Annotated in this window: 21 protein-coding genes; 7 read left to right on the top strand and 14 right to left on the bottom strand. The window is 35.7% G+C overall.

What is annotated here, in order from left to right; genetic code table 11:
- Position 1 precedes the first annotated feature (1 nt).
- On the bottom strand, positions 2–1,057 hold the full coding sequence (locus JF259_RS04695) for an isoaspartyl peptidase/L-asparaginase family protein (RefSeq protein ID WP_199113908.1): 1,056 nt from the start codon (positions 1,055–1,057) through the stop codon (positions 2–4).
- Between the two features lie 425 nt (positions 1,058–1,482).
- Between JF259_RS04695 and nhaA the strand changes: the two genes are divergently transcribed.
- Both nhaA and amaB read left to right on the top strand, forming a co-directional pair.
- Positions 1,483–2,802 (top strand): Na+/H+ antiporter NhaA, encoded by a 1,320-nt coding sequence (gene nhaA, locus JF259_RS04700; RefSeq protein ID WP_199113910.1) that lies wholly within the window; start codon positions 1,483–1,485, stop codon positions 2,800–2,802.
- A gap of 93 nt (positions 2,803–2,895) precedes the next feature.
- Positions 2,896–4,449, top strand: coding sequence for an L-piperidine-6-carboxylate dehydrogenase (gene amaB / locus JF259_RS04705; RefSeq protein ID WP_199113912.1), 1,554 nt, complete (start codon positions 2,896–2,898; stop codon positions 4,447–4,449).
- 101 nt (positions 4,450–4,550) lie between these two features.
- Here amaB and JF259_RS04710 read toward each other — a convergent pair whose 3' ends face one another.
- The 10 genes from JF259_RS04710 to JF259_RS04755 all read right to left on the bottom strand — a co-directional run bounded on the left by JF259_RS04710 (position 4,551) and on the right by JF259_RS04755 (position 15,984).
- On the bottom strand, positions 4,551–5,177 hold the full coding sequence (locus JF259_RS04710) for a carbonic anhydrase (RefSeq protein WP_199113914.1): 627 nt from the start codon (positions 5,175–5,177) through the stop codon (positions 4,551–4,553).
- 101 nt (positions 5,178–5,278) lie between these two features.
- Positions 5,279–6,028 carry an SH3 domain-containing protein gene (locus JF259_RS04715; protein WP_199113916.1) on the bottom strand — a complete coding sequence of 250 codons (750 nt, stop codon included), beginning with the start codon at positions 6,026–6,028 and terminating at the stop codon, positions 5,279–5,281.
- Position 6,029: 1 nt separating this feature from the next.
- Positions 6,030–7,805: a BatD family protein gene (locus JF259_RS04720; RefSeq protein ID WP_199113918.1), complete on the bottom strand. Its 1,776-nt coding sequence runs from the start codon at positions 7,803–7,805 to the stop codon at positions 6,030–6,032.
- Between the two features lie 87 nt (positions 7,806–7,892).
- A complete protein-coding gene (locus JF259_RS04725; protein ID WP_199113920.1) occupies positions 7,893–8,756 on the bottom strand; it encodes a tetratricopeptide repeat protein in 864 nt (287 codons plus the stop codon).
- A gap of 98 nt (positions 8,757–8,854) precedes the next feature.
- Positions 8,855–9,892, bottom strand: coding sequence for a vWA domain-containing protein (locus JF259_RS04730; RefSeq protein WP_199113922.1), 1,038 nt, complete (start codon positions 9,890–9,892; stop codon positions 8,855–8,857).
- A 143-nt stretch (positions 9,893–10,035) separates the two neighbouring features.
- Positions 10,036–11,043, bottom strand: a complete 1,008-nt coding sequence (locus JF259_RS04735; protein WP_199113924.1) for a vWA domain-containing protein — start codon at positions 11,041–11,043, stop codon at positions 10,036–10,038.
- Positions 11,043–12,695, bottom strand: coding sequence for a BatD family protein (locus JF259_RS04740; RefSeq protein WP_199113926.1), 1,653 nt, complete (start codon positions 12,693–12,695; stop codon positions 11,043–11,045). Before JF259_RS04740 ends, JF259_RS04735 begins: the two co-directional genes overlap by 1 nt.
- 15 nt (positions 12,696–12,710) lie before the next feature.
- Positions 12,711–13,577 (bottom strand): DUF58 domain-containing protein, encoded by an 867-nt coding sequence (locus JF259_RS04745; protein ID WP_199113929.1) that lies wholly within the window; start codon positions 13,575–13,577, stop codon positions 12,711–12,713.
- A gap of 114 nt (positions 13,578–13,691) precedes the next feature.
- Positions 13,692–14,693 (bottom strand): AAA family ATPase, encoded by a 1,002-nt coding sequence (locus JF259_RS04750; RefSeq protein ID WP_199113931.1) that lies wholly within the window; start codon positions 14,691–14,693, stop codon positions 13,692–13,694.
- 184 nt (positions 14,694–14,877) lie between these two features.
- Complete coding sequence (locus JF259_RS04755; RefSeq protein ID WP_199113932.1) at positions 14,878–15,984, bottom strand: DUF4382 domain-containing protein; 1,107 nt, start codon at positions 15,982–15,984, stop codon at positions 14,878–14,880.
- A gap of 364 nt (positions 15,985–16,348) precedes the next feature.
- Between JF259_RS04755 and JF259_RS04760 the strand changes: the two genes are divergently transcribed.
- Positions 16,349–17,104, top strand: a complete 756-nt coding sequence (locus tag JF259_RS04760; RefSeq protein WP_199113934.1) for an SDR family NAD(P)-dependent oxidoreductase — start codon at positions 16,349–16,351, stop codon at positions 17,102–17,104.
- A 25-nt stretch (positions 17,105–17,129) separates the two neighbouring features.
- Positions 17,130–18,263, top strand: coding sequence for an ATP-binding protein (locus tag JF259_RS04765; protein WP_199113936.1), 1,134 nt, complete (start codon positions 17,130–17,132; stop codon positions 18,261–18,263).
- Between the two features lie 231 nt (positions 18,264–18,494).
- On the opposite strand, the gene JF259_RS04770 is transcribed toward JF259_RS04765, so the two are convergent.
- On the bottom strand, positions 18,495–19,013 hold the full coding sequence (locus JF259_RS04770) for a CvpA family protein (RefSeq protein ID WP_199113940.1): 519 nt from the start codon (positions 19,011–19,013) through the stop codon (positions 18,495–18,497).
- Positions 19,014–19,079: 66 nt separating this feature from the next.
- Between JF259_RS04770 and JF259_RS04775 the strand changes: the two genes are divergently transcribed.
- The 3 genes from JF259_RS04775 to JF259_RS04785 all read left to right on the top strand — a co-directional run bounded on the left by JF259_RS04775 (position 19,080) and on the right by JF259_RS04785 (position 21,060).
- Positions 19,080–19,436: a hypothetical protein gene (locus tag JF259_RS04775; RefSeq protein WP_199113942.1), complete on the top strand. Its 357-nt coding sequence runs from the start codon at positions 19,080–19,082 to the stop codon at positions 19,434–19,436.
- A 146-nt stretch (positions 19,437–19,582) separates the two neighbouring features.
- Entirely contained in the window at positions 19,583–20,602 is a 1,020-nt protein-coding gene (gene pheS / locus JF259_RS04780; protein WP_199113944.1) for a phenylalanine--tRNA ligase subunit alpha, read from the top strand.
- Positions 20,603–20,664: 62 nt separating this feature from the next.
- Positions 20,665–21,060, top strand: coding sequence for a hypothetical protein (locus tag JF259_RS04785; protein WP_199113946.1), 396 nt, complete (start codon positions 20,665–20,667; stop codon positions 21,058–21,060).
- 11 nt (positions 21,061–21,071) lie between these two features.
- Here the strand turns inward: JF259_RS04785 and JF259_RS04790 are convergent, their stop codons facing one another.
- Together JF259_RS04790 and JF259_RS04795 are read right to left on the bottom strand one after the other, a co-directional pair.
- Positions 21,072–22,265, bottom strand: a complete 1,194-nt coding sequence (locus tag JF259_RS04790) for a glycoside hydrolase family protein (protein ID WP_199113948.1) — start codon at positions 22,263–22,265, stop codon at positions 21,072–21,074.
- A gap of 31 nt (positions 22,266–22,296) precedes the next feature.
- Complete coding sequence (locus JF259_RS04795; protein WP_199113950.1) at positions 22,297–23,298, bottom strand: NAD(P)H-dependent glycerol-3-phosphate dehydrogenase; 1,002 nt, start codon at positions 23,296–23,298, stop codon at positions 22,297–22,299.
- Positions 23,299–23,419 lie beyond the last annotated feature (121 nt).

Genomic DNA, 23,419 nt, shown 5'->3' on the forward strand with positions numbered 1-23,419 from the left:
ATTATTCCTTGTACATACCAACAAAAACCTCACCAAGGCTGTTCATGGTTGCTCGAAACATGCCTGCCGTATTAAATTCCATGACCATATTCCCATTTTTATCAACGGCTATAATGCCACCGTTACCTCCAAGTTTTGGTAGTTTTTTTTGAATGACTTCTTTTGCAGCAGCTTCTAGAGACAAACCTTTGTATTCCATAAGTGCGGATATGTCATGAGCCACCACGGCACGAATAAAATATTCCCCCCATCCAGTACTGGAAACCGCACAGGTGTTATTGTTGGCATAGGTGCCTGCACCTATTATTGGAGAATCGCCAATACGCCCCCAACGTTTGTTGGTCATCCCTCCAGTAGAGGTTCCTGCGGCTAAATTACCAGATTGGTCTAAAGCTACGCAACCAACAGTTCCAAATTTTGAATCTCTAATTGAGGGGTCATAAAAAGCTGTTTTATTATCGTGATCAAGTTCTGTTTTTTCGGATTCTTTTATTCTTTGTAGCGATTCATAACGAGGTTGTGTATAAAAATAACTGGGGTCAACAATTTCAAGTCTTTGTTTTTTTGCAAAGTCTTCCGCCCCCTTTCCCGATAACATGACATGGGGAGACTTGTCCATAACGGATCGTGCTAGATTGATAGGGTTTTTAACAGTTGTTGTTCCGGCTGAAGCCCCTGCATTTAACGTGTTTCCATCCATTATTGAGGCATCGTGTTCGTTGGTGCCCGAATTGGTAAACACCGCGCCTTTTCCAGCATTAAACAAAGGAGAGTTTTCTAAAACACTTATGGATTTCGTGACGGCATCCAGACTACTGCCCCCGTTTTTTAAAATGTCATGACCTACACGAATGGCCTCCTCAAGTTTTTCTTTGTACTCCTGTTCTGTTTCGGAACTCATGTTTTCTTTTAAAATGGTTCCCGCACCACCGTGAATAACTATTGCGAATTTAGGACTTTGTTGTTTGTCTATCATCTCCGTAGTTGTTGATTTGGTTTCTTTTTTACAAGATGCAAAAGTGAAAACCAAGGTAAGCAGATATATGATTTTTTTCATTTTAATGAATTATTATTGTGACACCAGCAATTTTTAATGTGTTTTAAGTAATAAAGGTAGCAGTTTTATAATTGAACTCATTTTGACTTTTCCCAATTGGTTAAAAAATTGCTCTTTTGAGCCTGCTTTTCGTCATTTTCTCATTCCGTAGCCCTGCTATGCAACTTAAAAATGCCTTCCATCAAGCTCAAAATAGCTAATTTTCACTTCAATCAAAAAAGTCAAGATGAGTTCATTGAGAATTTTCACTAAAAAGATTTTTTATTGTGGTACATGACGTAAATAGTGCACCTGATTTTATAGTAGCTTAAATGGAAGCAGGGTTGAAATTGATTAATCTGGGTAGACTTAGTCTCAAAACATGATAATCGTCATATGATGCTTTTATTGGTCTGTGTATATTGAAAATCGAAAAGAATAGTTTAATGAATACCTTCTTAAAACCTGTTGATCGCATAATCAATGCTTCCAACTCTGGCAGTTTTTTGTTGTTGTTTGCCACTGTAATGGCATTAATTGCAGCCAATTCACCGTGGGGGTATTTATACCATGATCTTTTAAAAAGTGAATTCACCTTTGGGTTTGTAGAGAAAGGTTTTGAGTTAACAGAACCCTTTTATCTTTGGATAAATGATGGTTTAATGGCTGTTTTCTTTTTTCATGTTGGTTTGGAGATCAAGCGAGAAATATTGGATGGAGAGCTCTCATCTGTTCGAAAAGCATCGTTACCCGTAATTGCTGCATTAGGAGGTGTTTTAGTGCCAATTATTATTTATATTAATTCTATTTCTAATCCAGATTTAGTCCAGGGTTGGGGAATCCCCATGGCAACTGATATCGCATTTTCACTGGGGATTTTGCAATTGTTTGGAAAAAAAGTACCCATTGGTCTAAAGGTGTTTTTAACAGCATTTGCCATTGTAGACGACTTGGCGGCTGTTATAGTTATAGCTGTTTTTTATGCTGCGGATATTCAATTAACGCTGATTTTATACGCAGGTGTCATCTTAGCTTTTATGGTCTTTTTAGGGCTTAAAAAATACTTTTCAAAATTTATCTTTTTTCCACTTAGTGTTGTGGTATGGATACTGTTTTTAAAATCTGGTATTCATCCTACTATTGCAGGTGTGCTGTTGGCTTTAACCATTCCTGCAACAAGGAGGACTACTCTTGATATGTTTTTTGAAAACATTAGGGCGTCGTTGCAAAGTTTTGTAAAGGAGAAGGAGCATGTGCGCTCGCATCAGATATTAAAAATGGAGCAAGTACATGCTGCGGTAGATATAAGAATAGCTTCCGAAAAAATCAATTCACCTTTACAGAAAATAGAGCATGATTTACGTCCGTGGATTGTGTTCTTTATTATGCCGGTTTTTGCTTTTGCTAATGCAGGGGTAACTTTAACAAGTAGTACTCTAGTTGATTTTGAGTTAGTATTGCCTATTGCTATTGCTTTAGTGGGAGGTAAGTTTGTTGGAATTACGCTAGCTTCTTGGGTGGCAGTAAAACTAAAAATAGCTTATTTGCCTAAAGGCGTTAACTTTAAGTATATAATCGGTGTTGCTTTTCTTGGTGGACTCGGTTTTACAATGTCATTGTTTATTGCTAATCTTGCCTTTTTGGATCCTGTTTTATTGAGTTCTGCTAAAATAGGTGTTATATTAGGATCCTTTGTTTCAGGTATTTTAGGGTATATTATATTAAGATTTCTAATAAGTAAAAAGAAGCCTAATTCTGTTACGTAGTTTTGTATAAGATTGGTGTGTTTTTACTAATATAAAAGCTTATTATTAGTATATTCGCAAATAAATCCATTGCAAATATTAAATTGATAATTTATGAAAGCAATTGCTACTGATATGGGCATAGATAAAGCACTTAAAACCTTAGGTGTTGTATATATAAATGAAGGAACCTCTACAGGAACTAATAGTTTTTCCAGTGGATCTGTTATTGAAAGCTATTCGCCTGTAGACGGGCTATTAATTGGACAGGTAAAAACAACTACCCAATCGGATTATGAAAAAGTGATGGATTCTGCTATCTCAGCTTTTAAAACATGGAAGATTATGCCTGCTCCACAGCGTGGCGAAATTGTGCGTCAGTTTGGTGAAAGGTTACGAGAAAAGAAGGAAGCATTAGGGGCGTTAGTGTCTTATGAAATGGGAAAAAGCTATCAAGAAGGGTTGGGAGAAGTTCAAGAAATGATAGATATCTGTGATTTTGCTGTAGGGTTGTCGCGGCAGTTGCATGGTTTGACGATGCATTCTGAGCGTCCAGGACATCGAATGTACGAACAATACCATCCATTAGGAGTAGTGGGGATTATCTCAGCTTTTAATTTTCCCGTTGCTGTTTGGGCTTGGAATACTGCTTTGGCATGGATTTGTGGTGATGTTTGCGTTTGGAAACCAAGTGAAAAAACACCGTTATGCGGTGTTGCTTGTCAAAACATAATTGCAGAAGTTCTAGCTGAAAATAACTTGCCAGAAGGCATTTCGTGTCTAATAAATGGCGACTATAGGGTGGGTGAGTTTATGACTAAAGACAAGCGTATTCCTTTGATTTCTGCAACAGGATCGACTAGAATGGGCAAAATAGTAGCACAGGAAGTGGCGGCACGTTTAGGAAAATCACTACTGGAACTAGGAGGTAATAATGCTATTATTGTGACGCCCGATGCCGATATAAAAATGACAGTTATTGGTGCTGTTTTTGGTGCTGTTGGAACAGCTGGACAGCGTTGTACATCAACACGCCGTCTAATTATTCACGAAAGTGTTTACGAAAAGGTTAAAAATGCCCTGGTTGAAGCTTACGGGCAATTGCGCATTGGTAATCCGTTGGATGAGAACAATCATGTAGGGCCGTTAATTGATTTGGATGCTGTTGAGATGTATAAAAGTGCCTTAGAAAAAGTGGTTGATGAAGGCGGAAAGATTGTTGTTGAAGGAGGTGTGCTTTTGGGAAAAGGATATGAGAGTGGCTGCTATGTAAAGCCAGCAATAGCTGAAGCACAACCAGACTATAACATTGTACAGCATGAAACATTTGCTCCAGTATTATATTTGTTGAAATATTCTGGAGATGTTGAGAATGCTATTGCTATTCAAAATGAAGTTGCCCAAGGATTGAGTTCGGCGATAATGACTAATAATTTAAGAGAAGCCGAGCGATTCTTATCGGCAGCAGGTTCCGATTGTGGTATAGCAAACGTAAATATTGGTACTTCTGGAGCAGAGATAGGAGGTGCTTTTGGTGGTGAAAAAGAAACCGGAGGTGGTCGAGAATCTGGTTCCGATGCGTGGAAAGTGTATATGAGGCGCCAAACAAATACGATTAATTATACAACTGAATTGCCATTGGCTCAAGGGATAAAGTTCGATTTGTAAAGTCGTTTTATCTTAAAAATGTAAGGTATAGACTAAACCTGATTTGATTAATCGGGTTTAGCATACCTGCTCAAATCTTGGAGGGCTATTGGGATGGATGCCTAATCTAAATGGTAAATTTCCATGATGTTTTTTAGATATTTTATAAAGTCAATTTTTAAATCTATAAGTTTTCCTGTATGCACATCGAAAACCCAACCATGTACTTTAAGGCCTCTATCTCTATATGCTCGTTGAACTGCTGCTGTTTTGATTAGGTTAACACACTGTTCTTTTACATTAAGTTCAACGAGGCGATTGTATTTCTTGTCTTCATCGGTTATTGCATTCAATTCTTCTTTATGAATACGGTATACATCCCTAATATTGCGTAGCCAAGGGTTTAATATTCCTAAATCTGCCGACTGCATGGCTGCTTTTACACCACCGCAGGCATAATGTCCACAAACAACAATATGGTTTACTTTTAGGTGGTCAACAGCATAATTTACAACGGACATCACGTTAAGGTCAATACTTATTACCATATTGGCTATGTTGCGGTGTACAAAAACTTCGCCTGGTTGAGCTCCCATGAGGTCTTCGGCAGCTACACGACTATCGGAACAACCTATGTATAACAAATCTGGGTTTTGGCCTTTACCCAATTCTTCAAAATAATTTTCACTTTCCTCTAGTTTATTTTGAATCCACGTTTTATTGTTTTCAAAAACTTTATTTATATCCATAGAATGCATCCTTTGAATTATTTGTACAATGTGTTTAACCGTCCTAAAATTAAAAAGAATAGGAGATAGTATTAGTTTACAAGGTAATGAAAAGTAAGCTATTAAAGGGCTTTAATATCTTGATTGGGAACCCACCCAGTTTTTCCGTCGGTTAATTTAATTTTTTTCCAGTTGTTAACGGTGTCCAGAATTTGAACTTTGGTACCTTCATGCAATCTAAAGGATTCTTCACTTCGGGAATTGGGCTCGCTTTTCACCTTGCTTTCCTGAGCAAATACAATTGCAGGTCGATCCTTTTTAGCTAAGTTGTAGCTATGAAAAGCCAATACAAGAGTGATGCACAATAGAAACAAGGATGCTAAACTCGCAATAAATGCCAGTCGTTTTTTAAAGGTAGAGTAAGCAAAATAATAAATTAAAAATAGGATCACGAAGGAGAACACCCAAACTATGGCAAGTCTGGCCCAGTTATCAAAAGACAAGCTATTAGTAATATTTTTTATGAGCTTGGCAACCCAACCTTCGGGAACTATATCAATAGCATCAATAGTCATGTTTTTTGCAAAGGAAAGATTGTTTTTTATATCGGTGTCGTTAGGGGCTAGCTGAAGTGCCTTTTCATAAAAGTAAATGCTTGGCGCAATATTATTAAGCTTATAGTGTGCATTTGCCAAATTAAAGTACAAGTCAGCCGAATGCTGCTTAGCATCTAAAATAGCCTGGTATTTTTCTATAGCTTCTGCATATTTTCCATCATTATACAAGGTGTTTCCTTGCTCGAATAAAGCATCATTTTGACTAAAACCAACTAGGTTAGACAAAAATATTAGGATATAAAGGATATTTCTCATCTTAACTTGCTTGTTTATCGATTAAAGAAATAGTTTTTGCAGCCTTGTTATAGTCGTCCTGCATAGTCACATTATTAATTGGGGTATAGCGTGCCAAGTCACAGCTCTCAATAATTTGAATAAAATCATTGATAACAGTTTCATCGACCTGCTTTTCTTTAAGTAAACTGCTAATTTTATCTTTGCTTAAGTCACTTGTCTCAATAAGTAATCTCGCTTTTAAATAATTATGTAATGCTTTTTCTAAAGCTATATAAAATGCTTCTTTCTTGCCAAGTGATTTTTTTGCATTGCTTAAATATTTTTTAGCTAAACGGTCTGCTCGTCTAATTTTGTTACCTAAAATATCGGCATCACGACTGGCTTTCTTTTTGCGAATTACAATAGCCAATGGAATCGCTATGAATGGCAGTAATAACAAATTCCAAAACAATTTTGTTTTGAAGAAAAACGATTCTTCAATACTTTTAAATGCTGTTTTGGTTTTAATAAATGCGAATTGATCACTATTTAAAACAACGCGTTGTTTTCCAATGTTGGAAGTAGCTGCATTGTTATTTACATCGGTATTATTTGTAGGGCCTTCCAGTACATCAATAACAATATCTTTGGAAGATAGTCGCTTGTAACTTTCGGTTTTTAAATCGAAGTATGCAAACGATATGTTGGGTATTGGATATTTGCCCTTGTATTGTGGTACCACAGTATAAGTATCTGAAATACTTCCTTGCATACCGGATAAAGTTGTTTTAACATTTTCGGTGTGTTCTGGTTCGTAGACCTCAAGCGAACTTGGTAGAGAAACTTTGGGAAGATTAAACAACTTTAAATTACCATTACCTCTAACACCAACTTTTATTTGTAAGGACTCGGTAGCATTGAGTTCTGTTTTCGATGCAGTAACATCAAAGCTAAAATCGCCAACAGCTCCTGTGAAATCCACTGGTTTTCCTGCTTCTGGCAATGGTTTGACATTAATTGTTTTATTACCTGCAGAAACCGTTCTGTTAACACGCTTCATTAATCGGCTTCCAAAAATGTCACGCCTGTTAGTGGGGACTTGTACCGAAATGTCTAAGGTTAATGGCTCTATATTTAATTTCCCTGTTTTTTGGGGATACAGGACTGTTTTTCGTAATACCAAGTAACGATAATCCTCGCCATTATAGGTGCCATTTTGGACTTTTTGCCCTTGTGTATCCATATTTTGGCTCCAGAAATCGTTGTATCTGGGGCTGTCTATTTCACGCCAATTGTTTACACCGGTATCCAAAGCTACATAAAGCTTGTAAACAACTGTAATAGCTTCGTTTAAATAAGGATTGGTTTTAGATACTTCGGCAACTAGATGAATATTTTCAGAAGCAATATAGTCTGGGTCGTTAGGGTCTTTGGGTTTGTCTACAGCGGCTGTGACCTCAATTTTTATTGGGAGTGTTTTATAGACATTCCCTTTAATGCTGATAGTTGCTTGGTTAATAGTGAAGTTGCCACGCTTTTTGGGGGCTAAAAAATAACTATAGGTTTTCTTATAGCTTCTAACTCCATTAACCCACGAATTGCTTACCGATTGATTAGGCCCCCCTACTACCGTAAAACCATTAAAATCGGGAGGATTAAAATTATCGCCATCTTGGTTCATTACAAAATCAATGCGTAAACGTTCATTAACGCCTAGTTTTTGTTTACTAACTTTTGCTTCGAATGTTACCTGTGCAGATAAGCAACCTACTGTAAGCAATAAAATTAGTGTTATATGTTTTTTTAGAAAATTCATTTTTGTATACGATATTAAGTTTACGATTTACATTTTTTGCATTAACGGCATATCTCAAAATTTGTAATCTATTAATCGCAATCTATTTTACCAGTCTTTATCTGTTTTTACTTTGATGCCTTTCTGCTTTTCGGCATTCATTTTTTCTTGAACTTTTTGTTCTTGGTTATTCATGGCTTCTAACAAACTTTTTATTTGTTGAGGTGACAACTGTCCGGGCTGTGGTTTTGGTTTGGGTTGTTGTTTGTCTTCGTCTTTGTCGCCTTTGCCCTTATTTTCTTTTTCGTCCTTGGGTTTTCCTTCCTCATCTTTTTTGTCTTCTCCTTCTTTTTTATCCTGATCGCCTTCGTCCTTTTTATCTTCTTCTTTATTGTCTCCTTCCTTATCTTTTTTGTCTTGATCTTCCTTGTTGTCCTGATTTTTATCTTGATCCTTTTTGTCTTCGTTATCTTTGTTTTGGTCGTCCTTATTATCGTCTTTTTGGTCTTGTTTTTGCTGTTCTTCGCAGGCTTTTGCTATTCCTAAGTTATAGCGAGTTTCATCGTCGGTAGGATCATTTCTTAAAGCATTTTTAAAGGCTTCAACAGCTTCTTTACATTGCTTATTCTGCATTAGAGCATTGCCAATGTTATGGAAAGCTTTGTGTTTTTCAGCTTTTGTCGCGGCATTTTTGGCTGCTTCCTGAAGTCGGTATAGTGCTTCTTCAAAATTGCCCTCGCTATAATAAGAATTACCTAAGTTATAGATGCCTGCAATATTTTCTGGTTGTTTGGAAATGGCTTTTCGGTAGGCCATTTCGGCCGAAACAAAATCTTCTTTGCCTATTAAATTATTGGCTTTGTATACATAATCATTTGCTTTTTTTAGCGCCAATAATTGTTCTTTGTCCATTTCTTGCGAAAAAGAAAATGAAGCAATCAATACCAAGATAAGTGTTGTTATCTGTTTCATTTTTCTTTCTAAGATATAAAACCTCATTTTTCCTATCGTTAAAAAAATTATAAATGTTTAATCTACTCTTTAATAAATGGGGTTGCTTTATTATATAACTATAAATTTTCGTTAAATAAATTCAACTTTTTAAGCCAAGCCGTTTTGCGTTCTAGCAAGAAAATATCTAATAGCAGAAAGAAAACACCAAAGCCTAAAAACCATTGAAATTGATCCTTAAAATCGGCAAACTGTTTTGCTTCAAATTCTGTTTTGTCCATGGCATTTAATATGTCACGAATATTTTCTACGACGCTATTAGTGTTTTTTCCGTTAATGTAAATGCCATTGGCTTTACTTGCAATGTTTTGAAGTGTTTCTTCGTTTAAGCGTGTAATTACTGTTTCTCCTTTGCTATCTTTCTTGTAGTTTAGTACAATCCCATTACGCTTCTCGGGAATAGGACCGCCTTTTACATCGCCTACACCAATGGTAAAAATGCGAATGCCTTCTTCGTTTGCTTCTTCTGCAACAAGAGCTGCTTCTTCACTATGATCTTCACCATCAGAAATAATAATCAATACGCGATTGGTTTGTTCTTCATCGTCAAAGTAGGTCTTTGCTAATTTAATAGCTTCATTTATTGCGGTTCCTTGTGAGGATAGCATATCGGTGTTCATGTTTTGTAAAAACATCTTAGCGGCTGCATAGTCGGTGGTAATTGGTAATTGGGGAAAAGCCTTCCCTGCATATGCAATAACGCCAATACGGTCGCTAGCTAAATTGTTTATTATTTGTGTTACCAATTGTTTTGCTTTTTCCAATCGGTTTGGTGCAATATCCTCGGCCAGCATACTTTTAGAAACATCTACGGCAAAGACAATATCTACCCCTTCACGTTTTACCGTTTCTAATTTTGTTCCAACTTTGGGGTTTACCAAGGCTATAGCCAAACAGGCAAAGGCTAAGCTTAGAACAATGATTTTGAGAATAGATTTGAATAACGACCTGTTAGGGCTTAATCTTTTAAGTAATTGTTTATCGGCAAAACGAGCTTGTGTTTTGTGTTTCCATATTTGGAGCACCAAAAAGAATAGCATTATTACTGGAATAATAACCAATGCCCAAAACCATATTTTTTCTTCTAATTGATACATTAATCTTTTGTTTGTTTTTCGTGGATTTGTTGTTTAGTTACGCTCTTCAAATACACCAAATTATCTTATATTTTTACTATTTATATGTTTTATAAGCTTATTTAGATTTATTTTTCTCTTTCCTACTATTATACACCTTATTGTTATATAAAACTTCTAAAAAAAGTAAATCGCAAAAGTAATTCAACTATTAAAAGTAGTCCGGCTAAGATCACTAAGGATCGATACTTTTCTTGGTAATTATAGTATTTAAACTCTTCTATATCTGTCTTTTCAAGCTTGTTAATTTCACTGTAAATCTCCTGAAGCTTTTTGTTATTGGTTGCTCTAAAATATTTACCTCCCGTAACATTGGCTATTTCTTTTAAGAGTTCTTCGTCAATTTCTACCTGTACACGTCCGTATTGAAAATCGCCTGTCCTTGGGTCTATTGCTATTGGAGACAAGGCCATGCCATTGGTACCTAATCCAATAGTGTAAGTCTTAATACCGTATTCAACAGCCAGTTCACTGGCTATTTTAGGATCTATGAAGCCAGAATTGTTTACACCATCGGTGAGTAAAATGATTACTTTGCTCTTGGCCTTACTGTCCTTTAATCGGTTTACGGCAGTAGCTAATCCCATGCCTATGGCTGTTCCTCCTTCAATAATGGTATTGTATTTTATGTCCCTTAACGATCTTAATACAATGGCTTTGTCGCTTGTAATGGGTGTTTTTGTATAGCTTTCACCTGCATATTCTACGAGACCAATTCTATCGTTTGGACGGTCTTTAATGAATTCGGCAGCCACATTTTTTAAGGCTTCCAGCCTGTTAGGCGACAAGTCTTTTGCTAGCATACTTGCCGATACGTCTATTGCCATGACGATATCTATACCGCGCGTGGTTTTTGTTCTTGTAGATACATCGACCGTTTGGGGTCTGGCCAGGGCAGTGATTAGCAAGGCTAAAGCGATTAGGCGAAATATAAACAATAGGTGCTTAACTTTTGGCAACCAGGAATTGGTGAGCTTGAACCCTTTTAAACTGGAAATTTTAAGCTCTGCAGTTTGTTTTTTGTTTTTAAAACTATACCAAAGTATGGCTAGGGGTAGTGCTAATAATAACCAGAAAAATTCTTTATTTAAAAATTGGATACCTTCAAACATTATTCTGCTGCTTCTTTAAGTTCAACTGAATTTAAAATACGCTCTACTATTTGATCAGCATATACGTCATCTTTCCGCCATTTAAGAACAAGTTGCTGAATAACATTTTCTGCGGTAAATCCTAAAATCACATAATTGCCTCTTTCCAATTGATCTGAATTAGGAACAGGTAAATCCAGAGTACCAAATACCTTTAATCCTTCAGCACCATTAGGGGTAACGAATTTTTCGTTCAAGGTAACAATATTTTGAGCACCTGCCGCTTCAAATGTTTTCAGACTTCCATCTAGAGCCTGTTCAATATCAATTTTATTTTCGCCTAGGTTTTTAACTTTGGAAGTGGCTACAACAACATTGAATTTATCTATTAAACTACCATAGCCAAACATGGTCATGTCTACTTGAGCAAGTAAATCTTTAGGTAATTGAGGATCCATCCGTTTTAGTACTTTTGGCGTCGATACGGTTATAGGAGGGAAACCATAAGCACTGGTCACCCAATCGCTTTTTAAAAGCTCCATGCTACTGTGGCCAATAATAGTGTCCTTTACATAATTAAACCCATATTTTATTGAAAACCCTGTTACAGTAGCACATATTAGGAACAGGCTTATAACAGCGGTTATGATGATTTTTTTACGCCTTTTTTTGCGTTCTAAAGTCTCTCTATATTTTTCATCTAAAAGTTTTTCCTCTTCTGTAGGCTCGGGCAGTACTTCTTTTACATGGTCTATTTCTGCATCAATTGTTTCTCTGTCCAGTTCGGCTAAAGCAATATCGGGAGCCGATTTGGCAAATTTTACTAAATCGGCTCTTTTTAAGATGTTTTCAATGTTCTTTATGGTGTCTTTGCTAAGGTCTATTTGATTGGCTTCTTTTAGCAATTGTAGCCTTGCAATTAATTCTTCTGTGGTACTTTCTAAAGAATGGTCATATACTTTTTCGTCTAAATATTTACGAATGATTAGCGTTAATTCGGAGTAGTATTCTTTTAATTCGGAGTGTTCTAAATAATGGCTTTCATCCAGTTTTTTCAATGCTAATTTAGCACGGTCATAAGGCGGCAATAAGGCTATTTGTTCTGCTTCTGTTAACGGTTTTTTACGCCAAATAAACCAAAACATTAAAAAGCCAATAATGCCAAGTATTAAAAGTGTTAGCAAAACATATTGCCACCATTTACTCGACGATTTTTTTACCTCGATAATGGGTTTTATATCGTAGAGTCCTTGTTTGGTTGTATCTATTAGTATATTGTTTACTTCAACTTTTAAGGAGTCGGTAAAAAACGTTTTATCTCCTATTATTACTTTTTGTCTAGGTATAGTATAGGCTCCTGAATCGAATTGTGTTAAGCCATACTTTTTTATAAGGTTGTACTTGTCTTGATTTTTTAAAGTATCTATAGGATAGGATACTATCATTTCCAGAGGATTGAATGTTTGCCCTTCTGGGAAAACCACTAAGCTTGTAGTGTCGGTTTCCACTTGAATATGATAGGTTATTTGTTCTCCTATTTTTATGCTTGTAGAATCGATAGCAGCTTTTACTTGTGCAAAGGAAAACAAAGAATAAAAAACAAAGAGTAAAGACAAAACAAGCTTCTTCCCCTGTTTTATTTTAAAATTTGTAAATCTAAAATCGTTAATCATAAATCGTTAATCTTATTATCCTCTTTGTTTAAAATAGCCTAAAAGTTTTTTTACATAACTTTCGTCTACGCGACAATCTATTGTTCCTGCACCCGATTTATTGAAACTCTCTTTATAATAACCTACTTTTTCATGATAGAATTTGCTATAATTTCGGCGTACTTTTTTGGAAGCTGTATTTACCAACATAAGCTCACCCGTTTCTTCATCTTGCATTTGTACCATACCTAAGTTTGGAATTTCTTCCTCACGTTTATCGTAGATTCGAATGCCAGTAACATCATGTTTGCCTGCAACAATCTTCATTGTTTGATGGTAGTCATCTGCTATAAAATCGGATAAAACAAAAACAATAGCTTTTTTCTTCATCACATTAGACATAAACTTTAAAGCCTCTACTACATTGGTTTGTTTACTTTCAGGTTGAAATTCTATAAGTTCCCTAATAATTCTAAGCACGTGTGAACGCCCTTTTTTAGGTGGAATATAAAGCTCAACCTTGTCGGAAAATAAAATCAAGCCAATTTTATCATTGTTTTGTGTTGCAGAGAAAGCTAAGGTGGCTGCTATCTCAGTAACTACTTCATTTTTAAATTGGGACTCGGTACCAAATAGCTCTGAACCTGAAACGTCTACCATGAGCATCATGGTAAGTTCACGTTCTTCTTCAAAAACTTTAACGAAGGGTTCGTTGTAACGAGCCGTCACGTTCCAGTCTATATTCCGTACGTCGTCGCCAAATTGATATTGACGCACTTCACTAAAGGTCATACCACGGCCTTTAAAGGTCGAATGGTATTCGCCTCCAAAAATATGATCGGACAACCGTCGTGTCTTGATCTCTATTTTTCGTACTTTTTTTAGTAATTCCTTAGTATCCATTTATTCAGTAAACAGTTTTCAGCCTCAGTTCACAGTTATTATAATTAGCTGTTGAGTCTTTTTAGTATTCAGTAGGGCAAGTAACAACTATCTGCTACTGAGTACTGTTAACTTTTAAGGTACTTCTATTTCATTTACTATTTTGTTGATGATGTCCACTGAAGTAACATTTTCAGCTTCGGCTTCGTAGGTAATACCAATTCTGTGTCTTAATACGTCGTAAACAACGGCTCTAACATCTTCGGGAATTACATAGCCACGGCGTTTTATAAAGGCATAGCATTTTGCTGCTGTTGCTAAGTTAATGCTACCACGTGGTGATGCTCCGAAGGAAATTAATGGTTTTAAATCGGCAAGTTTATATTTTTCTGGATAGCGAGTAGCAAAAATAATATCCAGAATGTATTTTTCTATTTTTTCATCCATATAGACGTCTCGAACTGCTTTTTGGGCGTTTAAGATTTGCTCAATGGATACCACAGGGTTCACTTTATCCCAAACGCCTTTTAAATTAGCGCGCATGATAAGTTGTTCTTCGTCTAGTTTAGGGTAGTCGATTACCGTTTTTAACATGAAACGGTCTACTTGTGCTTCTGGTAATGGATATGTCCCTTCTTGTTCTACCGGGTTTTGGGTTGCCATTACTAAAAACGGCTTATCCAGATTAAAGGTTTCGTCTCCAATGGTAACCTGTTTTTCTTGCATGGCTTCAAGCAAAGCCGATTGTACTTTGGCGGGAGCTCTGTTAATCTCATCGGCTAAGACAAAATTTGCAAAAATAGGTCCCTTTTTTATAGAGAAATCGTTAACCTTCATGTTGTAAATCAGCGTCCCTGTTACATCGGCAGGTAATAAATCGGGAGTAAATTGTATTCTACTAAAACTACCATGTACCGCTTTGGCTAATGTGTTAATGGCTAATGTTTTTGCTAATCCGGGAACACCTTCTAACAAAATATGGCCTTGACCAAGCAACCCAATAAGTAAACGTTCTACCATGTGCCTTTGTCCAACTATAACTTTGTTCATTTCTAATATTAACAAATCAACAAAAGCACTTTCTTTCTCTATCTTTTCATTAATTGTTTTAATGTCAATTGTACCTATCTCTTCCATTATGTTTGTTTTTTAAAAACCTCGAATATACAGTCCTTATTTGAGCAATGCAAATTGTTAAAATATTTCTTTATCCCCTGTTAATGATTGGTTAAAATATTTCATTACTTCCTGTTAATAATTGGTTAAAAAGAAATAGGCAGCTCAAAGGGCTGCCTATTTGCAAAATATTGTCGTATTTTCTTTATTCTTCTACTAAAGTAATTGCTTCTAATGCAGTTTCTGCATTTACTTCTACAAGGACATTTTCAGTATCATGTGAAACATACCCAGTAGCACTAATGGTTACGGTATAAGTTCCAGCAGGAATGTTTTCTAACAAAAATTCTCCTGCTTCGTTTGAGTCTTGTGTAGCTATCACGACATCGTCTCCATCTTTCACGGTTACTGTAACCACAATATCATTAGTAACATCGCCACTAATTGATCCTGGTTTTAACTGTAATTCAATTGGATCGCCAATGGTTGTGATTTCACCATTAATAACCGTTATATCCATGGCACTTCCGCTGCCATAATCAGATGCTTCATCAATAGGTGTTGCAACAACTTCGTAAGTTCCTGCTGGTACACCCCATAAAGCAAATGCGCCATTCTCGTCGGTGTAAGCCGAAATGATAAAGTCGTCATCGGTTTCCGGAGTTTCCATATCGTTAACCAATACTGAAACCATCGATGGTACTTCCGTAGGGCTTACAGTTCCCTCAATTATACCAGAGCTGGCTTCGGCACTAACATATAATACGGGTTTTAAAATAATATTGTTGGAGTTTCCAGCCATTACAATAGATTTTTCAACATCAAAATCTAAAATAAAATCATAGGTAAAACCTTCTTCGATAAGGGCATCAACTTTAAGTTTTAAACCCGATTGTTGGGCACTTGGTGTTTTTAAATCGAATGTTTCATCCTCATCGTTATCATTTTTTATAACAATGGTATTGCCATCACCTAAAACCAATCGCATTTGGGATAATGTTCCTTCTGGAATCGGGAAACGCTCTACAAGCACCTTGCTAAACCCGCCTGTAAAGTCTAACAGGTTAACAGTTTCATTGTTTGCTTCAAGAGATAGCCATCCATTGTCATCGTCGCTATCATCATCCATCTTGATCATAACATCTACAATCTCAACATTTACAGCTTCAAAATCCCCAGGAGCATCTACAAGTCTTACAGAAATCGTTGGAGCTTCTTTGTTAGCACTGCCTGATTCCGAATCATTACACCCAAAAAATGAAATCAACAATAATGAAAAAGCAATTAATTTTAATTTTTTTAATGTTTTCATAGTCATTTTATTCTTTTAAAAAATTTATACAATAATATATACGGTGTCTTTTAATGTTTGGATTATTAGTGTCCCGATCTTATTGTATTGGCAAGGGCAAATTGTTGACATCTAAAAAGTTAGTGAAAAATATAAGTTTAAATAGAGACAACATTGTGAACAGTTTAAAAATACACTCGTAAGTTTTTTACTAAAATATGTCTAATTTGTAATTCCTATCGGTTTAGAATTAACAAACAATTATACAATATTATAGGCTATTTAAGTATTTTTATATGTGAATTACCAAAAAAGAGATATAAACTGTAGTATAATGTTAAAAGAACCGGTCAACGAATGCCTTTTAAGTTAAAACTATTAAAATATGAATAAAATAGCCCTTATTACAGGAGCGACTAGTGGTATTGGAAAGGCTACAGCTTACAAATTTGCAGCGTGTGGGATTGACTTAATACTTTGTGGTAGACGCATAGAGCGTTTAGAAGCTATGAAGAAAGATTTGGAAGGCGTAAAAGTTCATGTTTTACATTTTGATGTGCGTGATAAAAGTGCGGTTTTTGAAGCCATAGCATCGCTTCCTTTCAATTTTAAAGATATAGATATTCTGATAAACAATGCTGGTAATGCGCATGGTCTTGATCCTATCCAATCTGGAAGTGTTGAAGATTGGGATGCTATGATCGATATTAATGTAAAGGGATTGCTTTATGTTAGTAAAGCGGTTATGCCGCTAATGATTGAACGTCAATCTGGGCATATAATCAATATTGGTTCACTGGCAGGGAAAGAAACCTATCCAAATGGGAATGTGTATTGTGGTAGTAAGCATGCTGTTTTAGCAATTACCGAAGGTATGCGTATCGATTTAAATCCGTTTGGAATAAGAGTAGGAGCCGTAAACCCTGGTTTGGTAGAGACCGAATTCTCTAAAGTTCGTTTTAAAGGAGATAACAGTTTGGCCGATACTGTATATGAAGGCTATAGTGCTTTACAGGCAGAGGATATTGCCGATATTATTTATTTTGCAATATCACGACCACCACATGTAAATATCGCAGATTTATTAGTGCTTCCAACAGCACAGGCCAGTTCTACTGTGGTGAAAAAATCTTTAAATTAGGCTAGTCTTTGCAAAGTAAACAAGTATGATTAACAAGCGCTTACTTATAAAACACCTTTTGGCCCATAATGATGAAAACAGTTTTTATGACAAAAAACGAAAAATAGATATTGGTCAAAAAGAAGGGAAAGCCAAGTTTTTAAAGCATGTTTGTGCGCTTTCTAATAGCAACCCCAAAAACAATTCATATATCGTTATTGGTGTTGAAGATGAGGATAATAATATTATTGGCGTAGATTTTTTTGATGATAGCAAAATACAAAACCTCATTAATGCGTATTTAACCAATCCGCCTGTTGTACAATATGAAAACATTCCTTTTCCACATTTGTCAGATGATAAGGTTGTTGGCTTGGTAACTATTAGGCCTAATAATGAGATTACTTCATTGCGAAAGAATATTTGGAAATATTATGGGGGTGCTGTGTTTTTTAGAGAGGGTAGTATAAGTATGCCTAAAGTATTCGATATTGAAATTAAAGATATTAATTCTGAGATTGTTCAGGCTATTGAGAACAATGCCCAAAATAATATTGAGCATACTCTAGATGGTGTTTTTCATTTTTTAAATAAGCGAAAGGATTACAATGCGCAATATAAAGTGTTTAAAGAATACTTTGTAATGTGTTGGGCGGGGCAAAAGAAGATCGTAAAGGATGAAGTATTCTTTTCTAGGGTCGATATAGAACTTATTAATGAGCAAGTGCGACTGTTTTTTTCTGCATTGGATGAAGTGGCCATAACTTACGATAATGATAGTTTTAAAATAGTTGAGTACGTTAATCTCGGACTTCAAAACACCTATAAGTTTTATCCTTTGGAAGAAACTGTTATTCACTTTGAAAATAATGCCAATTACCATATAGATACAACGTTGTTATTTGAGCCGCCTCAGTTTGATAAAAAAACACTGTACCACATTTACAATTCCAATAATAGTATTTTGGAAAAATTAAAAAAAGGAAGGGCTCTAACGAAGGGTGAAGCTTTGGATTTAAAAAATTTACCTGCGACTTATTTGATTTGTTATTTCAATCAATTTCATGAAGCTATTGATAAGCTAAATGAAGCGAAACCTTATTTAAAAGGATATAGTCCAGAAATTTATAGTATTTACAAAGAAACGTTGAGAATATTAAGAAAGGTGAAATACAACTAAAAAGAACGTTATTATTTACATAATTTGGCTAAAGCTATAACGTGTAATAAAAATATGACTATATTTGTCATGCTATTAATCAATTTATATAACCTTGTTTCTGCCGATGTATTTCGGAATTGAGACAAGGTTTTTTTGTTTTAACGCAGTAAGTTCAAATTGGAGGGAGGTATTGTAAACAAAGTGAGGTATAAATTTTGTAAGTCGTTTTATAAGAAATTAAAAGCTGTTTTATTCGTTACTTTCAGAAGATGTTTCGTTGTCTGTTTCTGTTTGCAGTATTGTAGGGAAAACAAGTGGCACTAACGACTTTACCGGTTCGTACAATACAGAATCTTCTAAATCTTTGGTCTCCGTAAAGGGAATGGTATTGTTCATTCGGTCGAAGACAATTAAAAGAACACTTAAAACCAAGCCAATTTTTAAAGCTCCAAAAACACCGCCAAGTAGTTTGTTAATAATGCCAAGGGCAGCAAGATTGGCAAGTTTTGTTAATGCTTTTCCCGCCAATGCTATAATTACAACAATACCTATAAAAGTGATGGCAAAAGCTACAATGTGTATGGTTTCCTTGTTCCAATCTACGTTATTTTGCAAAAAATCGGCAGCAAAATCACTAAAGTGAATGGCTCCATAAACTCCAGCTATTAAAGCGATAAGGGAAGCAACTTCAACAAATAGCCCTTTCATAAAGCCACGTACTAACCCAAATAGAATTGAAGCACCTAAAACAATATCAATTATGCTCATGTTACACAGAAATTTATCAAATATAAGTTAACTTTGCCATTTAATAACTTAGCTCCTTACATAAAAATGTCCAGAGATATACAATTAAAAGAACGCTGGGAATTGTTGGTCGAAAAACTTTCCAATCAATTTGCCGATGGTGATACCTTAGATCTAGATGCTATTATTTATTTAATAGGAGTACAGGAACTTGGGCAATTGGACAGAAGTTATAAAAAAGACCAAAAGCTGGATTTAATGCATATAGCTATTTGTAAGTTGTTGGTGCCTTATGGCTATTACGAATTGGAATATGTAGACAATGAAGGTTGGCCACATTATAGGGCTAAAGAAAAGTTACCCTTTCTTAAAGCAGGAGAACAAAGTGTTTTAATGAAGGAGGCCATTGTAAATTATTTTCTAGAAACTGAATTTATAGACTAGTTTTTTAGCATTGAGGCGTGTTAATTATAATTTACTCTAGAGGTATTCTTTTGTAGTGCTTATTGTTAGAACAGTAACATTCTCTAGTAATCATGTAATGCAGTTCGCGTAAAAAATAGTAAATTTGCCATCATTTTAAGGAGATTATGATAGATAAGATAAAAGAACTTATAGGTGAGGCAGAAGCCTTTACAGCACAGTCTAAAGAAGAAGTAGAAGCATTCCGAATTAAGTATTTGGGTAAAAAAGGGGTGTTAAATGATTTTTTTGCTGAGTTTAAAAATGTAGCCAACGACCAAAAAAAGGAGTTTGGACAGACTATTAATAAGCTTAAAAAAACAGCTGAAGAAAAGGTGAATGAACTTAAGGCTGAACTGGAAAGTAAGGAAGATGTAAAAGGTGTTTATGGCGATTTATCACGCCCTGGAGAACCGATACAACTTGGAGCAAGACATCCTATCTCTATCGTTAAAAATCAAATAATCGATATTTTTTCCCGTATTGGTTTTAATGTAAGTGAAGGCCCTGAGATTGAAGACGACTGGCATAACTTTACAGCCCTGAATTTACCGGAATACCATCCGGCACGTGATATGCAGGATACCTTTTTTATTCAAACCAATCCAGATATTTTATTACGTACACATACCAGTTCGGTTCAAGTGCGTTATATGGAAAATAATAAACCACCTATTCGAACAATTTCACCAGGCCGTGTTTATAGAAATGAAGCTATTTCGGCACGCTCTCACTGTTTTTTTCATCAAGTGGAAGGGCTTTACATTGATAAGAATGTGAGTTTTGCAGATTTAAAACAAACACTGCAATATTTTACAACCGAGATGTTTGGTAAATCCAAAATACGCTTAAGGCCTTCATATTTCCCGTTTACCGAGCCAAGTGCTGAGGTAGATGTGTATTGGGGCTTAGAAACCGAGACAGATTATAAAATGACCAAAGGAACTGGTTGGTTGGAGATTATGGGATGTGGTATGGTAGATCCTAATGTACTTGATAATTGTGGGATTGACTCTAAAGAATATTCAGGTTTCGCATTTGGTATGGGAATAGATCGCATTGCTTTACTACTTCATCAAATAAGCGACATTAGGTTGTTAAGTGAGAACGATGTGCGCTTCTTAGAGCAGTTTAAATCTGCACTTTAATTAGTATTTCTTGATGGTATTTGCCTTGGAATCCATTAGGATAAGAACGATAAAATTTAAAAGTGAAGAAAGATATTGAAATTCCTAAAGTAGAAAACGTTTATATAGCTGTAGTGAATGAGTATAACGATATATACAAAACCCAAGATTGGAATGCGTATATTGTTAATGATAAAGCCGTTGATTTGGAAATTGTGCTTATAGTTACCAGTGGGTATTCCGAATCTAAGACCACTTCAACTTTTAGGAAAAGATTGGATAAATTGCCGGCAAAAAGTTATGCTAAAATTGAGCTGATGCAAGAAGAATTGTTTGCATTGACCAATACCTTTAAAGTGTCCTTTTTTGAAGGCAATAAAATGTTCGACAAAACCTATACTTTTAGAAAAAACACGATTAATGGTAACGCACTACGACCCATTCCTTTAATGCAGGCTAAAGGGGTTTTGGTGAGCTAGATTGGCTGTTTTTATTTTTTTGAGAGATTTACTTTTAACGGAATATGTACATTAAAGGAACTGCCGTCTTTGCGTTTGTTTACATTTGTAAGAGCAGAAGCACAATATAAAGTACTTGGTGATCCATCGGTTTCGATAAGGAGTTGTGGGCGTTCTAAGCGATTAACTTTAAGGGTGTCACCATTTTTAAGTATGATTTCTTTTTTCATGAAAAAAGAATTAGAAGGTTTTACCCATATAATGCCATCATTCGATTCTAAGATGGCTAACCCAGGTTGATTATCAGTGATTCTTCCTGAGAAATCCTTAAACACCACATAAAATTTTTCGTGTGTTTCATGATACCACACAAAAGGATCTTCTGCAGAAGCTATTGAGCCATCATCCATTTTTATATCAAAAACATAAGAATCCAATGGTGTAAAAGGGCCTGTTGGACTATCAGAAAGGGCTACACCATGAACCCCACGCCATGAGGGGCTGTATATATTGCCTTTAAAATACAGTAAGTATTTGCCGTCGGAGGGACGTTGTACGACAGATGGATTAACAACTATAATGTTGTCTGGTTTTGTAACAGTGCCTTCCGGAGAAGGGTTTATAATATTATTAGGCTTAACACGCGTTCTTGGAGCTAGTAGAGGTGTATTGGAACGTTTAAAATTACCAGCCAGTAATTGTTCGAAGTTGTCAAATACAATAAGGCCTATTTTTTGGTTTTGCTGTACACGATCCCGCTTGCTCAATTGAGAGCCAGGAGAACCTTCTGGTTGTATTCCTGGGTCTTTTGAACCTATGTAGTATAGGTAGTATTTGCCATTAAACTTTTTAAGGTGTGGGTTGTGCACCATCTGTGCATCCCAAGCCAGTGAATCTCCCATTAGCGCCCTGCCCTTAAGCACTATTTTTTGAAAGTTAAAATCCCTATCGGGAAAATCGGAAACGGCATAGGCTATTTTGGAATGGAGCACCCAAGAGTTGCTAAAAGCAGGGAGTGAGTCGCCACACTCCCAAGTACTATATAACATATGGTATTTACCATCATTGCCTTTAACTACACTGCCACCCCAAACAAAGCGATTGGGATCGTTTAATACAGATGGTCCTATAAGAATATTACCTTTAATTGTAGCATCTATGGGTTTGGCAATGACCTGTAAACTATCTGTTTTGATAGGGTTGCAGTAAAAAAGTGTTGTTAGCAAACAGATGCTCAGAAGCCGAAAAACCATATTCTCAGTCCAATTTTTCAGTTAGTTTTTTAAAGGTTTTTTTAGGGTCTTTGCCTTCGTATAAAATATCATATACAGCATTTATAATAGGTAAGCGTGTTTTCTTTTTGTTTTTTTCGTTAAGTAAATGAGCACTTTTGCTGGCGTAATAGCCTTCAGCAATCATACTCATTTCCATTTGGGCCGATTTTACTGTGTACCCTTTACCTATCATATTCCCAAACATGCGGTTTCTGGAAAATACGGAATAGCCAGTAACTAGTAAATCGCCTAGGTAAGCCGAATTATTTATGTTACGTTTCATTTTATGCATTTTTTTAATAAAGCGTTTCATTTCCCTAATGGCATTGCTCATTAGAACACTTTGGAAGTTGTCCCCATATCCCAGGCCATGTGCAATTCCGGCAGCAATAGCGTAAATGTTTTTGAGCATCACGGCGTATTCTACACCTATAATGTCATCACTAATTTTGGTCTTTATATAGTCGCTTGATAGGGCGTTAGCTATATCTTGTGCTTTTTCATCGTCAGCACATGAAATAGTAAGGTAAGATAAGCGTTCCAAAGCGACCTCTTCGGCATGGCAAGGTCCTGCAATAACAGCAATGTTTTTATAAGGAATTTTATAAGCCTCATGAAAATGTTCGCCAACTAATAAGCCAGTTTCAGGCATAATGCCTTTTACTGCCGATACAATGGTTTTATTTGATATGTCTACGGTTAATTTTTCTAATTCACTGTGGATAAAGGCAGACGGGATTACAAAAATTAACACGTCGGCATAAGTTGCCATTTCATTAATATCATTACTAAGTTTTAATTGATTTAAGTGAAATTCAACAGAACTTAAATAATTTGGATTATGCTGTTCTTTTAATAAGTGCTCCTTTGTGTAAACGCTCCTCATATACCAACCTACTTCATCCAAGTTTTCACAAAGCATTTTTACAATAGCGGTGGCCCAACTGCCAGCTCCAAAAACGGCATATTTTAAATGGTTACTCATATAAATAAAAATATCATTGAGGTATCAAAAGTACACAAAAATATTAACCTCTTTTTAAACATAAAGCCATAGCTTTCTTTTTTTTGGCACGTGTTTTGAATTCCTTGAAATATGAACTTTA

This window comes from Snuella sedimenti, from assembly GCF_016428595.1.
GTDB classification, from domain to species: domain Bacteria; phylum Bacteroidota; class Bacteroidia; order Flavobacteriales; family Flavobacteriaceae; genus Snuella; species Snuella sedimenti.

Coding starts and splice junctions, on each gene's coding strand:
- JF259_RS04695 (WP_199113908.1), bottom strand. CDS start 1,057: ATGAAAAAAATCATATATCTGCTTACCTTGGTTTTCACTTTTGCATCT.
- nhaA (WP_199113910.1), top strand. CDS start 1,483: ATGAATACCTTCTTAAAACCTGTTGATCGCATAATCAATGCTTCCAAC.
- amaB (WP_199113912.1), top strand. CDS start 2,896: ATGAAAGCAATTGCTACTGATATGGGCATAGATAAAGCACTTAAAACC.
- JF259_RS04710 (WP_199113914.1), bottom strand. CDS start 5,177: ATGGATATAAATAAAGTTTTTGAAAACAATAAAACGTGGATTCAAAAT.
- JF259_RS04715 (WP_199113916.1), bottom strand. CDS start 6,028: ATGAGAAATATCCTTTATATCCTAATATTTTTGTCTAACCTAGTTGGT.
- JF259_RS04720 (WP_199113918.1), bottom strand. CDS start 7,805: ATGAATTTTCTAAAAAAACATATAACACTAATTTTATTGCTTACAGTA.
- JF259_RS04725 (WP_199113920.1), bottom strand. CDS start 8,756: ATGAAACAGATAACAACACTTATCTTGGTATTGATTGCTTCATTTTCT.
- JF259_RS04730 (WP_199113922.1), bottom strand. CDS start 9,892: ATGTATCAATTAGAAGAAAAAATATGGTTTTGGGCATTGGTTATTATT.
- JF259_RS04735 (WP_199113924.1), bottom strand. CDS start 11,043: ATGTTTGAAGGTATCCAATTTTTAAATAAAGAATTTTTCTGGTTATTA.
- JF259_RS04740 (WP_199113926.1), bottom strand. CDS start 12,695: ATGATTAACGATTTTAGATTTACAAATTTTAAAATAAAACAGGGGAAG.
- JF259_RS04745 (WP_199113929.1), bottom strand. CDS start 13,577: ATGGATACTAAGGAATTACTAAAAAAAGTACGAAAAATAGAGATCAAG.
- JF259_RS04750 (WP_199113931.1), bottom strand. CDS start 14,693: ATGGAAGAGATAGGTACAATTGACATTAAAACAATTAATGAAAAGATA.
- JF259_RS04755 (WP_199113932.1), bottom strand. CDS start 15,984: ATGAAAACATTAAAAAAATTAAAATTAATTGCTTTTTCATTATTGTTG.
- JF259_RS04760 (WP_199113934.1), top strand. CDS start 16,349: ATGAATAAAATAGCCCTTATTACAGGAGCGACTAGTGGTATTGGAAAG.
- JF259_RS04765 (WP_199113936.1), top strand. CDS start 17,130: ATGATTAACAAGCGCTTACTTATAAAACACCTTTTGGCCCATAATGAT.
- JF259_RS04770 (WP_199113940.1), bottom strand. CDS start 19,013: ATGAGCATAATTGATATTGTTTTAGGTGCTTCAATTCTATTTGGGTTA.
- JF259_RS04775 (WP_199113942.1), top strand. CDS start 19,080: ATGTCCAGAGATATACAATTAAAAGAACGCTGGGAATTGTTGGTCGAA.
- pheS (WP_199113944.1), top strand. CDS start 19,583: ATGATAGATAAGATAAAAGAACTTATAGGTGAGGCAGAAGCCTTTACA.
- JF259_RS04795 (WP_199113950.1), bottom strand. CDS start 23,298: ATGAGTAACCATTTAAAATATGCCGTTTTTGGAGCTGGCAGTTGGGCC.